Source organism: Halorhabdus amylolytica, from assembly GCF_004944975.1.
GTDB lineage: Archaea > Halobacteriota > Halobacteria > Halobacteriales > Haloarculaceae > Halorhabdus > Halorhabdus amylolytica.
In genome coordinates this window covers 98,160-112,286 of the sequence record NZ_SPQG01000001.1, presented here as the reverse complement: position 1 = coordinate 112,286, position 14,127 = coordinate 98,160, and the positions used below count along the sequence as shown (strand labels likewise).

At 64.2% G+C, this 14,127-nt stretch carries 14 protein-coding genes; 7 read left to right on the top strand and 7 right to left on the bottom strand.

The genetic code is table 11. The features are described 5' to 3' along the window. Positions 1-101 precede the first annotated feature (101 nt). A complete protein-coding gene (locus E3374_RS00545) occupies positions 102-1,253 on the bottom strand; it encodes an inorganic phosphate transporter (RefSeq protein WP_136686632.1) in 1,152 nt (383 codons plus the stop codon). 109 nt (positions 1,254-1,362) lie between these two features. Between E3374_RS00545 and E3374_RS00540 the strand changes: the two genes are divergently transcribed. From E3374_RS00540 to E3374_RS00530, 3 genes are all read left to right on the top strand, one after another. Further along, positions 1,363-1,782, top strand: coding sequence for a universal stress protein (locus E3374_RS00540; RefSeq protein ID WP_136686630.1), 420 nt, complete (start codon positions 1,363-1,365; stop codon positions 1,780-1,782). Between the two features lie 264 nt (positions 1,783-2,046). Then, on the top strand, positions 2,047-3,213 hold the full coding sequence (locus tag E3374_RS00535) for an MFS transporter (protein WP_136686628.1): 1,167 nt from the start codon (positions 2,047-2,049) through the stop codon (positions 3,211-3,213). 117 nt (positions 3,214-3,330) lie between these two features. Further along, the gene (locus E3374_RS00530; protein ID WP_136686626.1) at positions 3,331-3,765 is read left to right on the top strand and encodes a universal stress protein; all 435 of its coding nucleotides are present in this window, start codon (positions 3,331-3,333) and stop codon (positions 3,763-3,765) included. 103 nt (positions 3,766-3,868) lie between these two features. On the opposite strand, the gene E3374_RS00525 is transcribed toward E3374_RS00530, so the two are convergent. The 3 genes from E3374_RS00525 to E3374_RS00515 form a co-directional block, all read right to left on the bottom strand. Continuing rightward, complete coding sequence (locus E3374_RS00525; protein ID WP_136686623.1) at positions 3,869-6,196, bottom strand: heavy metal translocating P-type ATPase; 2,328 nt, start codon at positions 6,194-6,196, stop codon at positions 3,869-3,871. Between the two features lie 2 nt (positions 6,197-6,198). Then, complete coding sequence (locus E3374_RS00520; protein ID WP_136686621.1) at positions 6,199-6,963, bottom strand: sulfite exporter TauE/SafE family protein; 765 nt, start codon at positions 6,961-6,963, stop codon at positions 6,199-6,201. Positions 6,964-7,035: 72 nt separating this feature from the next. Beyond that, complete coding sequence (locus E3374_RS00515; RefSeq protein ID WP_136687406.1) at positions 7,036-7,218, bottom strand: hypothetical protein; 183 nt, start codon at positions 7,216-7,218, stop codon at positions 7,036-7,038. Positions 7,219-7,440: 222 nt separating this feature from the next. Between E3374_RS00515 and E3374_RS16975 the strand changes: the two genes are divergently transcribed. The 4 genes from E3374_RS16975 to E3374_RS00495 are packed head-to-tail and all read left to right on the top strand — an operon-like array spanning position 7,441 to position 11,047. Then, entirely contained in the window at positions 7,441-8,292 is an 852-nt protein-coding gene (locus E3374_RS16975; protein WP_248299353.1) for a halocyanin domain-containing protein, read from the top strand. 12 nt (positions 8,293-8,304) lie between these two features. Beyond that, positions 8,305-8,826 (top strand): cytochrome c oxidase subunit II, encoded by a 522-nt coding sequence (locus tag E3374_RS00505; protein WP_136686619.1) that lies wholly within the window; start codon positions 8,305-8,307, stop codon positions 8,824-8,826. A gap of 1 nt (position 8,827) precedes the next feature. Beyond that, positions 8,828-10,513, top strand: coding sequence for a b(o/a)3-type cytochrome-c oxidase subunit 1 (locus E3374_RS00500; RefSeq protein WP_136686617.1), 1,686 nt, complete (start codon positions 8,828-8,830; stop codon positions 10,511-10,513). Between the two features lie 24 nt (positions 10,514-10,537). Then, positions 10,538-11,047: a hypothetical protein gene (locus E3374_RS00495; protein WP_136686615.1), complete on the top strand. Its 510-nt coding sequence runs from the start codon at positions 10,538-10,540 to the stop codon at positions 11,045-11,047. A gap of 37 nt (positions 11,048-11,084) precedes the next feature. Here the strand turns inward: E3374_RS00495 and E3374_RS00490 are convergent, their stop codons facing one another. From E3374_RS00490 to E3374_RS00480, 3 genes are all read right to left on the bottom strand, one after another. Beyond that, positions 11,085-11,984 (bottom strand): hypothetical protein, encoded by a 900-nt coding sequence (locus E3374_RS00490; RefSeq protein ID WP_136686613.1) that lies wholly within the window; start codon positions 11,982-11,984, stop codon positions 11,085-11,087. 115 nt (positions 11,985-12,099) lie between these two features. Then, positions 12,100-13,179: a coiled-coil domain-containing protein gene (locus E3374_RS00485; RefSeq protein WP_136686612.1), complete on the bottom strand. Its 1,080-nt coding sequence runs from the start codon at positions 13,177-13,179 to the stop codon at positions 12,100-12,102. A 73-nt stretch (positions 13,180-13,252) separates the two neighbouring features. Further along, positions 13,253-14,080, bottom strand: a complete 828-nt coding sequence (locus E3374_RS00480; protein WP_136686611.1) for an MBL fold metallo-hydrolase — start codon at positions 14,078-14,080, stop codon at positions 13,253-13,255. Positions 14,081-14,127: the final 47 nt, after the last annotated feature.

The following is a 14,127-nucleotide window of genomic DNA, read 5'->3' as shown; positions in this document are numbered from 1 at the left end:
GTCATCTCTCGGGGGAACGACCTACGGCCTACAGTGGCTTAGGTGGTGGGACTCGATCGAGTGGTAACTGTCGACTCTGGATGGCATGTTACAGGCGGTCTTCAGAAGACGGTGAAAAAAGCGAACGAAAGCAACGTCGCCATGCTGGGACCGATAATCCAAAAGGAGACGAACCGGACGACAGTTCCCGGATCGAACAACTGGGTGGCCGTTTCGATCTTTTCAGGCTCTTCCTCGCCGATCGACTGTGGCCCGTCGGACGTCTCGGCCGCGAGGGAGTCTACCGAGATCTGCGTTTGGGCTTTCCCCGTAACCAGTTCCGGTACAGTTGCCGTTCGCGTCGCCCGACCCCATCCCAAGCCAATGATAGTCATGATCGTTGCCATGGCTAGACTCATCGGAATGCCGATCCACGAGAGGAAGGTCGTGATCGTCGACGCGACGACCATGACGACGATTGCCGCTAGCATCGGCAGGTCCGTGATGTCGTTACCCACTGATTCCATCGTCCGTCGGGCGATAGTGAACGCCCCGATGCCGATGGCGACCGTTCCGAGCGCGATAGCGACGTTGACGTCGAGACTCCCGCCCCCGACAAGCGGCGCGACGGCGTTGGCGACGTTGCTCGCCCCCGCGCTGAAGGACATGTAACAGGCAATGAGCAACACGAGCGCCGTGCTGTATAGTTCCCGGGTCGTCGTTCCCGGACCGAGTTGAGGGACGGGAACGACCGCCAGCCATCGATAGGTCACCAACGGCCCGTCAGACTGGGGGATCGACACCCGCGAATCGAGATACGGATAGATGTACCGACCGATGAGGCTCCCACACCAGAAGCCGACGATCGGCGCAACGAGCCACCAGACGACGATGCCACCGAGGGCTGCCCGATCGAGCGTGTTCGTCGCGAAGCCGTACCCGGAGATGGCCCCGACGGCAGTCATCGACGTGGACACTGGGACGCCGTAAACGTTGGCGACCAGCATCCCCAGCCCGATGAACCCGAGAACGACGATGATCGCCGTGGGTGAGAATCGTGGTACCAGATCACCGCCGAGCGTGTCGATGACGTTTCGACCGAGCGTCCACCCACCCACGAAGACGAAGACCGTCATCAGTCCGGCGGCGGCCGTCTTGTTGACGAGATTCGCCCCGACGGCCGGTCCCCAGGCGACGCCCGTCGAGGACCCGCCGATGTTGAACCCGACGAACGTCGCGACGAGAACGCCGAGTGACAGAAACAGACTGATCATATCCTTGATTTCCCGATCACCCGCTGTATATGTACTGATTCTGTCCGTGGTCTCGGACTGGGACGGCTTCCATGTCAGTATTTATCATTGTTGTCCCCGTAGCAGGAGTATGACCGATCAAGTTCTCGTTGCGATGGACGACTCCGAGATGGCCGAGCGAGCGCTGGAATACGCGCTGGATACCTATCCTGACGCCGATATAACTGTCTTTCACGTCGTCGGTGAGCCGTCGCCGTGGATGGGGAAGGCGATGAGTATCGCTATCGAGGACGACCTCGAGGCAGCGAAACGATCCCACGCCGAGGCCGTCCTCGAGAAGGCACATACGATCGCCAACGAGTACGACCACGAGATCGACACTGACGTCGGGATGGGGAGTCCGGCGAAGGCGATCGTCAGCCGGGCGGAGGGGTTCGACCACGTCGTCATCGGCAGTCACGGCGGGTCACTCGTCGATCGACTCCTCGTCGGTAACGTCGCCGAAACGGTGTTCCGTCGCGCACCTGCGCCGGTAACGGTCGTCCGCTGATTGCCCCTTCGCTACCACGATCGACACACTCTGTCGGCGATCCACGTCGCCACCGACCGGCTCCCGGACAAACGCACTCACACGTCAGGGACAGACTCCCGACGCGCTCTAGACGTCTGCCGATCGTCAGCCATCGCCCTCTCTTTCGCTCCCCGTCTGACAGCCTTCCACTGGTCATCGGCGCCGGTGAGCGATCGCGCGGCGTCGATCCTCCGGACTGCGACGAATGATGAACGTTTTCACCGCAGGAACGTATGCCGACGTGTGAACGATCGACAGCGCTGGACCGCTGCCATCTTTGCGTTCGTCGTCGGGGACGCCCTTGCCTTCCAGATGCGAGGGTCAGTGTTGCCCCGTGTCGCCGACGCGTTCGACGTTTCCGAGGCCGTCCTCGGACTGGTCGCGCCGGCGGGGACCACTGGATTCCTGCTGGCCGTCCTGGTGGTCGGGTTACTCGCCGGACATCTGCCGATCCGGCGGACGATCCTGGGCGGGCTTGGAGTAGCGATCGTCGCGTTGGTGTCGATGGCTGGGGCGCCGATCTACGTGCTCTTTCTGGGGATGTTGCTGATTCAGGGAACCGCGGATGGGGTCGTCCGGGCGCTGGATCGGCCGGCGTTGAGTCACCTCTATCCCACCCAGCGTGGGCGGGTGTTCAACCTCTATGCGATGGCGTGGGCGGTCGGCGGCGCTATGGCCCCGCTACTGGCGAACGTGATCATCGCCGTCGCCGACTGGCGGTTCGTCTTCCCGGTCGTCGCCGCCTTCTTCGTCGTCCCGCTCGCCTTCCTGTTCCGGGCCGGAGAGCCCGTCTCACAGTCGAACGAACGGGGTCTGACGCTCGCTCGACTCCAGGATGTGATGCGGGACCCGGCAGTCCTCGGGATGTCGGGGGCACTCGTCTTCAGTGGCGGGATCGAGGGGAGTATCTTCACCTGGTTGCCGTACTTCGCCAGCCAGTTCGTCACCGACGCGCAGGCGAATCTGATCCTCTCAGGGTACCTGTTCACCTACATCCCTGCCCGGGCTGGTTACAGCGTCGTCGTCGAACGGGTTCCGTACCTTCCGCTGACGCTCGCGCTCGCGATCGTCTCTGCACCCTTGGTCTACCTGGCCTTCACCGTGAGTTCCGTCCCGCTGTTCGTCGTCGCGATACTCGGCCTGGGGGTGACGATATCGGGGTTCTTCCCGACGCTGTCCGCGTTCGGTGTCGACGAACACCCCGAATACAGCGGCCCAGTCAACGCCGTCGCGACCAGCGCAAACTACGTCGGCGTTTCGCTGTTCCCGGCCGTCATCGGGATCCTCGCCGGATATCTCGGGATCGGTACCGCCCTCAGTCTCCTGAGCGGGGTTTTCCTGACCGTGGGAGCGGTCATCACGACCACGTACATGGTGACGCGAGATCGATTGACCGGCCGGTCGAACTGATGTCACGTCTCCCGTCCCAGGTCCGTCGTCGGTCCGACGGCGATCAGACGGACTGTTCGAACGAGGGCGACCGTCGGAAGGGCGAACCTTGATGTGTGTGTCCGTTCCACAGGAAATATGGTAGAGTCCGTGCTCGTCCCGGTTGACGGCTCGCCGCTCTCGGCGCGTGCGTTGTCGTTCGTCTCGCGCGAGTTCCCGGACGCGTCGGTGCATCTCCTCTACGTCGTCGATCACGTCAAGGCGAGCTACGACTTCGACTGGACATCGTTGCCGGGCTACTGGGACGACTCCCCGGGGGAGGCAACGAACAGGGGAAAGGACGTTCTCGCAGACGCCCGTGAGACAGCCGAGAACGCCAATCTCACTGTCGTCGCCGAGGAACTCGCCGTCGGCCGCCCGTCCTCGAGCATCGTCACGTACGCGACCGAGGAGTCCGTCGACCACGTCGTCATGGGCAGTCACGGCCGGGAGGGGCTCTCGCGGTTCGTCCTCGGGAGCGTCGCCGAGCAAGTCCTCCGACGCTCGACGGTCCCGGTCACGATCGTTCGATAGTCACACCCGATCGTTCGATAGTCACATCCAATCGCCTGAAGACAGTCACACCCGATCACTTGAAGACAGTCACATCTGATCGCTTGAAGACAGTCACATCCGATTAGGACAGCGATCGGGCGGAGTTCCCGACCACGAGGAGGCTACTGGTCGCCATCGCGACCGCAGCGAGCAGCGGGTTCAACAGCCCGGCGACGGCGATCGGCAACGCGATGGCATTGTACAGGAACGCCCACGCGAGGTTTTGTCTGATACGCCGGCGTGTACCCGTCAGCAACGAGAACACCGACGGGACTGGGGACAGTTCACCGTCCGTGATGATGGCGTCGGCGGCCTCGGCCGCGAGTTCGGTCCCGTTCGCCATCGCGATCCCGAGGTCGGCCGCGGCCAGCGCCGGCGCGTCGTTGCTTCCGTCGCCGACCATCGCGACGGTCCCTTCCGTCCCGAGTCGGCGGACCGTCTCGGCTTTCGCTTCCGGGGGGACACCTGCGAAGACCCGATCGACGTCGGAATGCTCGCGGAACCTGGCGGTTGCACGCTCACTGTCACCTGTGATGACGACGACCTCGTGATCCGCGGCCAGGGTCTCGACGGTTTCTTCCCATTCCGGACGCGGCTCGTCGCCCGCGACAGCGACGGCCTCTGCCTCCCCGTCCTTGCCGATCACCGCCGGGATCAGCCCGCGATCGCTGGCCGTTCGGGCACGCTTTTGGAGGGATTCCGGAACCTCCCAGCCCCGTTCCTCGAACAGTGCGAGCGAGCCGACCAACACAGCACTGCTGTCGACTGTGCCGCCCACCCCACGACCGGGATGGGTCCCGACGTCTTCTACCTCGGGGAACGGTCCGTCAGCGGCCTCAACCAGGGTCCGGGAGATCGGGTGGGCGGCGAACTGCTCGAGAGCTGCGGCCCGCCGGAGTATGTCTTCCTCGGGAACCTCCAGCAGCGTCAGTCGCCCTGTCGTGAGCGTCCCCGTCTTGTCGAATGCGACGACGTCCGCAGTCTCGGCCCGTTCGAAGGCCGCGCCGCTGGTGACGACGATCCCGCGGTCGAGCGCCGCACGGATCCCGGAGGCGACGGCGAGGGGCGTCGCTAGTCCGAGCGCACAGGGACAGGAGACGATGAGGACGGCCAGCCCCGTCAACAGTGCGGCTGTCGGTTCAGACCCGATCACCAGGTGGACGACGAAAGCCAGGACGGCGATCGCGAGCACCCCCGGGACGAACACCGCAGCGATCCGGTCGGCCAACCGCTGGACGCCCGGCCGGGAACTCTGGATCGACCAGAGGTGATCGATCAGCCGATCGAGCGTGTTCGTGGCGCCTTCGGCGACCGTGACGACGAGCCCGCCGTCGGTTACTAGCGACCCGCCGATCACCGCGTCGCCGGACTGTTTGCGTTCGGGCAATGACTCACCGGTTACCAGTGACTCGTCGACGGCAGCACTCCCTTCGCAGACGGTCCCGTCGACCGGGACGCGCTCGCCGCTCTCGACGACCACTTCCTCGCCGGGTGCGAGTCGCTCGACGCCAACCGTTTCCGTGCCGTCGGCCGTCCGGCGGCGCGCCCGTTTGACTTGCTGGGCCGTCAGTTCGCCCAGGCCGCCAGCGGCCCGGCGTTTGATGCGGCTCTCGTAGTAGTTTCCCAGCGTCACGACCACGATCACGACGACGGTGATATCGAAGTACAGCTCCGTCTGGCCGAGGACGAACGCGACGACGCTGTATGCGTAAGCCGTCGTCGCCGCCAGGGCGACGAGCAGGTCCATATTCGGATGCCCGGCCCGGAGGCTGACGTACGCCCCGCGGAGGATCGGAAAGCCGGTGTACCCAAGGACGATCGTGGCCATGATCCAGACGTTCGCCAGCAGGTACGTACCGGCCGGTCCCGCGAGATCGAACAGCACGAAATCTTCGAGCCCGAGGTACGCGGGATAGAGGAAGAGGACGTACCAGACCATCGTCATCATGCCGAAAAAGCCACCGACCAATAGCCGTCCCTGCTGGATCGTTTCCGTGTCGTGATCGCCCTGTTCGCGTTCGCTCGCGGCGTAGCCCAGTCCCGAGATTGCCTCCGCGATCGAACCCGCGTCTGTCCGTTCCTCGTCGTACACGATTTTGACGGTGTTCGAAGGGTAACTCGCCTCCGCAGCGCCAACGCCCGCACACTCTACCGCCTGGGACTCGACGAAGACCTCACAGGTCCCACAGTGCATCCCATCGACTGAGAGGTAGGCTGTCTCCCCCTCCGCGGACGCGGCGTCACCGGTCTCGATGACTTCGTTCGCAGTCTCGGCGTCCGTATCTTCGACGTCCTCCAGCGTGCTCGCGACTTCGAGACAGCCCCGACAACAGAACGTCCCGTCGACGCCATCGCCGGTCACCGGCGGGTCGGGCGTCGGCAAGTCACAGAGGGTGCAGCTATCGGACATACTTACGAGAGAGTGGGTGGCATCGGTAGCGGGAGATGGGGGACAGCGACGCCGAACAGCGTGAGTCCGCGGGCGAGCGGGATCGTCCCGAGAACGACGAAAGCCACGCCGAGCGCGCGATGGAGGTGCCGACGCGTCCCGACCGGGAGCGACTGGAAGGCGGTCCCGTAGGCGAACAGGGCCGGGATCGTTCCGAGTCCCAGCGCGCCGAGTGCGAGCGCACCCGAAAGGGCCGACCCGGTCGAAAGCGCGTAGAGGTACGCTGGGTACAGCAACGGACAGGGAAGAAGCCCGTGAACGGCCCCGAGCGCGGCGATCCCGGGACCGTCCGCGAGTCGATCGACGCGCGTCGTCAGCGCGCCGGTCACGCGCTCGAACGCCGACCCGACGATGGGAAGCGAACCGCCGGTGGGACTCGTCCCCGATCGGACGTATCCCAGGCCGACGAGGACGATCGCCGCCCCGACGAGGACACCCGCCCCCGCACGGACCTGGGTAGCCAGCGGACCGAACCCGGCGGCGGTCGCGGCGACCGAGCCGACGGCTCCGAGCAGCGCCCCAATGATTGCGTAACTACCGGCGCGTCCGAGGTTGAACAGTCCGTGCTGGCGGAGTTCGTGGAAGCTCGGCCCGCGATCCGTTCGACCGGTCATCCGCTCGCCGTACAGCGTCACAAGGGGCCCACACATCCCCAGGCAATGAGCGCCGCCGAAGAAGCCGACGGCGAACAGGACGGCCAGCGTCGGGTCGGTGAGCGATCCAGCCATCTCTGGCGGGTCACTCCCGCCCGGGCGAGCGCGCGCTCGATCGAGCCGATCCACTGATTGCGGATCGATCCGTCACGCCGATGGTTCGCCCCCGTTGGGCTCGACGATTCCGAACATCAGCGACAAGGATCCGGCGATCACCAGCACGCTCACCAGCGACAACACCGCCAGCATCGAACGACCCTGAACGAACGCCGCGACCGGCAGGAGTGCCAGCAATGCGAGCAGGGGATAGATGCGCACGTCGAGTTCCATAACCGGCGCTTCGGGTTCGAGTGCTTAAAACCCAACCCCTCATTTCATGGGATTACAAGAGAAGGCTGGTTTTATACGGGAGAGGGGAAAGCTATCGGGCATGGTGCAGGACCACCCATCGAAGGTGGGACCGCCGACGGCGCCCGTCTCGGCGAGAGACGGACGATCCAGGACAGCTGGCGGGTGCCGATCGAATCACACGTATCGGGAGGTGACGGTCCCGTGAGCGAGGACGCCGGACCGACAGTCAGCCGGCGCGGATTGCTTCGCGGGGCCGCCGGCACGGCAATCGCTGCGGGCGGCGTGGCTGCCGTCGGCACGGCCGCCGGACAGAGCGGCGTGGACTTCGACGGCTGGTTCTCGGACGTCTCGAATTTCGACGGGGTTGTCGATCGCCGCGGCCAGGGGGAAGTCACCGTCGAGGTCGGCGTCGAGGGCAACGGCGACTACTGGGCGTTCGGGCCGGCCGCCGTCCGCGTCGACCCTGGAACGACAGTCGTCTTCGAGTGGACCGGCGAGGGTAGCGCCCACAACGTCGTTGCTGAGAACGACGGCTACTCCTCGGGCGATCCGGTCCGTGAGGCAGGCACGACGTTCGAGCACACCTTCGAGGAGACCGGGATCTCGAAATACTACTGCGATCCACACCTCGCAGTCGGCATGAAGGGTGCGATCGTCGTCGGAGACATGGGTGCCGGGGCCGACGCAGGCGGCGGCTCCCCGGGGGGGATCAGTCTCTCCGAAGGGGCCTGGCTCCTGGTCGGGAGTTTGGGGCTGGCCGTCGCGTCGCCGCTTTTGTTCGCCGCGTTCCTGCGATACCGGCGTGGCGGCGGCCCGTCAGGTCCGAGCGAGGAGACCCGCGAACAGTTGCAACGAGTCGACGAAGTCGATCAGGGGCCGCCCCGGGCCGAAGAGGCGCCCGTCGAGAAACCCGAGACGACGATCGAACACGACGAGTACGACCCGTCCGGGACACTCTCGCTCGTCCTCGGGTACCTCGTGTTGGTCGTGTTGCTGTGGGTGTTCATGTACTTCGTGGAGTTCCTCGGGCGCGGCCCGACGGTGATCGGCTAGGAGGGATCAGATATGGAGATACATCGCTTCGAGAAAGTCTGGATCGCGATCGCACTGCTGTTGATCGTCGGATTCATCGCGACGATCGCCTACGGCGCGCTGGGACCGGGCGTGAAGATGGTCGACGCTTCGGGCGGGACGATCGATCCCGAGGCTGTCGCCGCGGGCGAATCGGGGACCGCCTTCGACGACCCCGGGGTTCGACAGACCGGGCCTAACGAGTACGACGTCTACGTCGTCGCCCGACAGTTCCAGTTTGCCCCGGGGACGAGCCAGCCGATCGAGGTGCCGGCCGGAAGCACAGTGACGTTCCACATCACGAGTCCGGACGTGACTCACGGGTTCAACATCGCCGGGACGAACGTCAATACGATGGTCATCCCCGGTCAGGTCGCGGAGTTAACTGTCGACTTCGACGAAACTGCGTCGTATGGTATTGTTTGTCACGAGTACTGCGGTGGCGGCCATCACACGATGGAGGGCACCATCGAAGTCGTCCCACAGGCAGAATACGACGGCCCGGGAGGATCCTGACATGGCATACGTCGACGACTACCCAGACGCGGCGAAGGTAGTGCGCGCGAACTTCGGCGTCGCGTTCGCGGCGCTGTCGATCGGCGGGATCTTCGGCCTGATACAGGCCGTCCACCGGACGGGCTTCTTCCGTGGACTGATCAACTCTACCGACTACTACACCGTCCTCACCGGCCATGGTGTCCTGCTGGCGCTGGTGTTTACGACGTTCTTCATCGCCGGACTGTTCACCTGGGGCGTCACAAACAGTCTGGAACGGTCCCTCCCAAATCCCCGGCTGACGTGGTCGTGGTTTCTCGTCATGCTCGTCGGGACTATCCTGGCAACCGTCTCGATCCTGGGCGGGTTCGTGCCCGAACTGCCACTCAGTGCGGACGTCCTGTTCACGTTCTACCCGCCGTTGCAGGCCAGCCCGGTCTTCTACGTCGGTGCCGCACTGCTCATCGTCGGCTCCTGGATCGCCGGTCTCGACTGGTTTTTGGCCTACTGGGGCTGGCGAAAGGATAACGACGGCGAGCGCATCCCGCTCCAGACGTTCATGGTCCTGACGACGATGATCATGTGGTACGTCTCGACGGTCGGCGTCGCCGTCGAGGTCGTTGTCTTCCTGATTCCGTGGTCGCTGGGACTGATCAGCGAGGTCGATCCCCTGCTGACCCGCACGTTGTTCTGGTACTTCGGCCATCCCGTGGTGTACTTCTGGCTCATGCCCGCGTACTTCGTCTGGTACACCATCCTGCCGAAACTCGCCGGCGGCCGCCTGCTCAGCGACACCCTGGCCCGTGTCGTCTTCGTGCTGTTCGTCATTCTCTCGACACCCGTCGGGTTCCATCACCAGTACGTCGACCCCGGCATCCCCGAAGGCTTCAAGTTCATCGCGATGACGAACACGATGTTCCTACTGTTGCCTAGCCTCTTGACCGCCTTCACCGTCGTGGCGAGCATGGAACACGGTGCCCGCCAGCGCGGCGGAAAAGGCTACCTCAGCTGGCTGTGGAAGCTCCCGTGGGACAATCCCGCCTTCTCGGGCTGTGCGCTGGCGGGGATCATGTTCGCCGCCGGGGGCTTCTCCGGGATGATCAACGCCGGGATGAACATCAACTATCTCATTCACAATACCCTGTGGGTACCGGGGCACTTCCACCTCACCGTCGGCACTGCTGCGGCGCTGACGTTCATGGCTGTCTCCTACTGGCTGGTGCCACAGATCACGGGGAAACGTCTCCAGCATCGCACCCTGGCGACCGTCCAGCCGTACGTCTGGTTCATCGGGATGACGCTGATGTCCAATGCCATGCACCGGGCGGGGCTTGCAGGCGTCCCCCGCCGGACGGCTGAACCCGAGTACAACGTCGTCGATGCGACGTTCCCGAACGTAGTCGGCGGGATGGGCGAGATGCAACTCCAGATTGTGCTCGGCGGCACGATCCTCTTCGTCGCTCTCAGCATGTTCATGACCGTCATGATCGGGACGTGGCTCGCCGAACGGGGCCGCGGAACGCTCTCGGTCAACAGTCATCTCCCGCCGGCGCTGTCGGGTCCCGAGAGTTCGCCGCGCGTCCTGGACAACCTCAAGCTGTGGGCGGCGATCGCGATCGTGCTCATCCTGATCGCCTATGGCCCGCCGCTGGCCGGCATGCTCGGCGACGGCATCTTTGCGCCCGGCACTCCGGGATTCCCGGTCTGATACCCGCGTGTTCGCTCACTATCGATGGATCGAACGACACTCGCGAAAGTATTGCTCGTCGTCGCGATAGCCATTCCGGTCGTCATCGAAGGGGTGACGTTCTTCGGCCTGTTCGGCCAGCACTTCGGCGGCGCTGAGGACGCGACAACCCCGACGCCGGACGCACTCAGTGTCGGTGACAACCTCCTCGCAGGCGTCGATGAAGCGAACGTGACTGCGACGATCGAGTCCGGATCGATCCAGACGACAGCTGACGGCTGGCTGTTCACGCTACAGATCGCCGTCACCAATCACGGCTCCGATACGAGCGTCGTCACGTTTGGCCCAGTGACGACCGGCGGGGGAACGACCCGGAAGGAGACGGTGACGAGCGATCGGCTGTCACCGAACACCACTGATTCCGTCGTCGCGCAGTGGTCACTCCCATCGGGTGAAACGCCCCGGGCACTCGACGTGGTTGTACGGGCTGACGGTGTAAACAGTCCGACCGTCGAACGGACGGTGCGGATCGGTGGATTCGCGGTCCAGCGATAGTGGTCCGCCGAATCCGGCGGCGGTAGCGATTGCTAGATCACTGCACAGTCAGGGCAGTGTCGACGACTGATCCTTCGAGCAGCTCGGTGACCTGTTCGACGCCCGGTCGCGACTCGGCACCGTTCTCCAGCAGGACGGTCTCGCTCGGGAACAGCCGCTCACCGACGACCAGACCGTGATCGCGGGCGGTCGAGCCACTGACTGTCAGGTACACTCCCAACCCAGTTTCAGCGATGGCAGCTTCCTCTGACTGCTCGCGGTCGGGATGACGGAACTCGATCCCATCGATAGCACGTGTGCCCAGGACGGCTTCGACCAGTCGTTCGTACCGCGGCGAGAGACAGAGTCCGCCCTCGTAGGCTGCGACCGAATCCCGATCGAGTTCCCCTGCCAGCGAGCGCGCGACGGGCGGCGTCGCCAGTAGCGTGTGATAGACAGTATCACCCAGTCCCGTGGAGACTCGGACGTCGGTGTCGCGGGGATCGATCCGCTCGTTGAGTGCCGTGACTGTCGCGAGCGGTTCAGGATCCAGCCGAACGACCTCCTCGAGGACGAGGTCAGCGCTGTCGAAGCCAAGGGCGAACTCGTGTTTTCGCAGGGCGCGAAACGGTTCCTCTCGGCCGATCAACTGGAGGTCGACGGTGTCAGTGGGGAGGGTTACGCTGTCGAAGACGATCCGCCGCGGCATCGACTCCCGATCGTCGCGCAACAGGGAGAACTCCGGGGCGGTCGGGTCCGACGGATCGCTGTACTCGGCCAGTCGTTCGTAGACTGTCGTCTCGGCGGTCTGCTCTCCCTTGGCGATGGCTTTCTCATAGCGCAGGGTCGAAACGATGTCGTCGGCGAGGGCGGTCTCCCCCGTTCTCGACGAGATCCGTTCCAGCACGGCTTCGAGGGGTCTGCCCTTCCGCGGGACGGCGATCCGCACGGTCGTCATTAGAAGTGAGTTCGGGGGCGCGCGTAAAACGAGACCGATTTCGAGTGGAACACGCAGAATCGACATCCTCTCCGCCGTGAAAGACGGGGTTTTCCCCTGAGTTGTAACCGGATCCCTACTCGGCGCCGCCGATAACCGAGGAGAGTTGCTCGCGCCACGCCTCCAGATCCTCGATGTCCTCCCGGATCTCGTCGATTTCGCTGGCGTCGCCGACCTGCTCTTTGACCTCCTCGACTTCGCTCTCCAGATCCGAGACCGTGGCCTCGACGTCCTCGACAGTCTCCTCGTTGTCCTCGACGGTCGATCGGACGGAGCTTATCTCGCCCTGTACGTTCTCGAGTTCGTTGTGAACGGTCTCCAGCTCGCTGTCGAAGTCCTCCAGTCTGTCGCGGAACTCCTCGATGAGTTCTTCGCCCTGGCCGTTCTCGTCGAGGAACTCCTCGAGGGCGGTTGTGTACGCGGAGAGATCGGCGACTTCGTTCTGGAGGTGCTGGATCCTGGCGTCGACGGCACCCTCATCCGTACTCGATCCGAGATCGAGTTCCTCCTCCAGGACCTCGAGGGTCGCCTCGTCGACGTGATCCTGTCGGATCTCCGCGGCGAGGGTCTTCGCCACGGCACCAGGCTGGACCCCCCCGACGGTCGGTTCGTCGCCATCCCCGCCACCCGACGCCGGGCTCTCGTCGGGTTCGTTGGGGTCGGCGAGATCGAGCGTCTCGATCTCCTCGTCGTCGGTTTCCTCGAGACCGGGGACGCTGTCGCTCTCACCGGCGATTACGTCCCGAACGACATCGCTACCGGCGTCCTCGACGAGATCCCCTTCGTCTTCCAGAGGCGGGTCGACCGACTCGATCGTCGGTTCGGTCAGGAACTTCTCGACATCGTCGGTCCCGGTGGCGCGAATCCCATAGACCGTGGTGTACTCCGAGTCTTCGTCGATCTCGCGCTCGAACGAGATCGTGTCTTCGTCGATGGTCCAGTACTCGCTTCCGTATTCCGGATGAAAACCCAGGTCTTCGACAGCCACGTCCGTCGGGACGCTGTCAGTCAGCGTGACCGTCACCGGTTCGGTCCGGGCCGACTGGATGTTGAACGCGATCGCCGGCACCGGGAACTCGTCGGCCTCGAACCGTTTGACCACCGTCACCCCGTCCGAGGAAACCTTCACTGACTCGTAGGTCTGCGTGTTGCTCATGAACATACGTCGGTCGAGCAATCGTATTAAAGTTACTTCTGCCGGGAGTTGATATGCAGTCAACAGAATTGACTCAGAGGTCGACCCGATCGCCGATCTCGACGATGTCGAGTCGCTTGGGATAGGGGAACGAGCGGACGTGTTCGTACAGCGCCGTCGGGTCCGCATTCATCCCCTTCCACATGTCCCAGTGACTCGGCAATAGGGCGTCCAGCCGGAGTTCGTTGGCGGCCTCGACGATCTCGTTCTCGTCGCTGTACCACCGCGTCCGCGTCGGCTCCTCGCCGATCCCGTCAGGGATCATGCCGACGCTACCGAACGCGAGGACACCCAGGTCGATGTCGTAGGCCTCGCCGACGGACTCGAACGCGCCCGGCCTCGCGTCGCCACCGTGAAAGAACACCCCTGCCTCGTGTTCGATGACGTACGAAACGGGATCCTCGGCATCCGGGTCGTTCGCCGCTTCGACGTTGACTGTGAACCCACCGACTTCGAAGGTATCACCGACGTCGACGGTCGAGAGCTGGTCTTCACTGACGTTCCACTCGTCGGTCCAGGCTTCCTCGTCTGTGACGGCTATACTCGCGGGTGGCGCGTGGAACCCTGCGCCTGTCTCCGCCAGGATCGGGGCTTGGCTCGGTCCGTGGACGTGATCGACGTGTTCGTGTGTCGCGAGGATTGCGTCGGCCGCACGGACATCCCGGGGGTCGAACGGCACCGGGAGCATCCGGACTGTCCGGGGCGGGTTGCCCGTCCCGAGATACGGATCGATAAACAGCGTCGTCCCCGCGCGGTCTTTGAGTACGAAGCCGTTACAGCCGAGATACCAGATCGCGACCCCCTCGGGCGTCGTGTTCGCTATCGCTTCCGGGAGCCATTCGCCCCAGTCAGAACTGACCATGCTTCTACTGGCGATCGGCTATAAGCTAAACGTTACGGGGTCGAGAT